Annotated in this window: 1 protein-coding gene; it reads left to right on the top strand. The window is 73.6% G+C overall.

Annotation, left to right across the window (positions count from 1 at the left end):
* Window positions 1-1,570: SDR family NAD(P)-dependent oxidoreductase (locus ACWEBX_RS40400; RefSeq protein WP_451889675.1), on the top strand; the 1,570-nt coding region annotated here is incomplete at its 5' end.
* Between the last annotated feature and the right edge of the window lie 16 nt (window positions 1,571-1,586).

The following is a 1,586-nucleotide window of genomic DNA, read 5'->3' as shown; positions in this document are numbered from 1 at the left end:
GCCCGCCGCGCTTGCTTCCGGTGAGCCGCAGTTCGCGGTCCGCGGCGGGGAGGTGTTCGTACCGCGCCTGGTGAAGGCCACCGGGACAGCCACCGGCACGCCGGACTTCGGCTCCGGCACCGTCCTGCTGACCGGTGCGTCCGGTGCGTTGGGAGGGCTGTTCGCCCGGCACCTGGTCGCCGAGCACGGCGTGCGCAGCCTGCTGCTGCTCAGCCGTCGTGGCGCGGACGCACCTGGTGCGGTCGAGCTGGAGGCCGAACTGGCCGCGTGGGGCGCCGAGGTGCGCTGGGCAGCCTGTGACGCGGCCGACCGGGACGCCCTCGCCGAGGTGCTGGCCGGCACGCCGGTCACGGCCGTGGTGCACACGGCCGGCGTCCTCGACGACGGCGTGATCACCGCGCTCACCCCGGAGCGCATGGAGAAGGTGCTGCGCCCGAAGGTCGACGCCGTGCTCAACCTCCATGAGCTGACGAGCGGCCTGTCGGCGTTCGTCGTCTTCTCCTCGGTGTCCGGAATCCTGGGCAGCGCGGGACAGGGCAACTACGCGGCGGCGAACACCTTCCTCGACGCCTTCGCCGAAGCCCGCCGCGCCCGCGGGCTCCCCGCCACGTCGCTGGCGTGGGGCCTGTGGGAGCAGGGCAGCGGCATGGCCGACCGGCTCGACCGGACGGACCACACCCGGCTCAAGCGGGTGGGCCTGGCCCCGATGGCCGTCGACGAAGGACTGCGGCTGTTCGACGCGGCCCTGGCCCTGGACCGGGCCGCCGTCGCCCCCCTCCGGCTCGACCTGGGCGGACTGCAGGGCACGGTGCCGCCGGTCCTGCGAGGGTTGCGCGGCCCGGTACGGGGCACCGCGCGGCGCACGGCGCAGACCGCGCCGAAGGGATCGCTGGGGCAGCGGCTGGCCGGGCTGCCGGAGGCCGAGCGCGAGCAGGTGGTGCTGGACCTGGTGCGTACCGAGGTCGCCGCCGTGCTCGGCCACGCCTCGGCCCAGGCCGTCCAGCCGGAACACGCCTTCCAGGACGCCGGGTTCGACTCGCTCACCTCGGTGGAACTGCGTAACCGACTGAACACGGCGACCGGGCTGCGGCTCCCCGCGACCATGGTCTTCGACCACCCCACGCCCGTCGCGCTCTCCCGCTTCCTGCTGGCCGAGACGCTGGGCGTCCAGGAGCGGGCCGAGGCCGCGGTCGCCACGGTGACCGGTTCGGACGAGCCGATCGCGATCGTGGGCATGGCCTGCCGGTTCCCCGGTGACGTGCGGTCGCCCGAAGACCTGTGGCGCCTCGTCGCCTCCGGCGGCGACGCGATCTCGGGATTCCCCGAGGACCGCGGCTGGGACGTCGAGAACCTCTACGACCCGGACCCCGACCGCTCCGGCAAGTCCTCCGTGCGCCATGGCGGCTTCCTCCATGAGGCCGCCGAGTTCGACCCGGCCTTCTTCGGGATCTCGCCGCGTGAGGCGCTGGCGATGGACCCGCAGCAGCGGTTGCTGCTGGAGACGTCGTGGGAGGCGTTCGAGCGGGCGGGGATCGACCCGGCGACGGTAGATCGGAAGATCGACCTGTAGGGAAAGAGTGAATGAG

It is taken from the genome of Streptomyces sp. NPDC005070 (assembly GCF_053600395.1).
The sequence above is the reverse complement of the archived record's forward strand: the minus strand, read 5'-3'. Positions and strand labels throughout refer to the sequence as shown.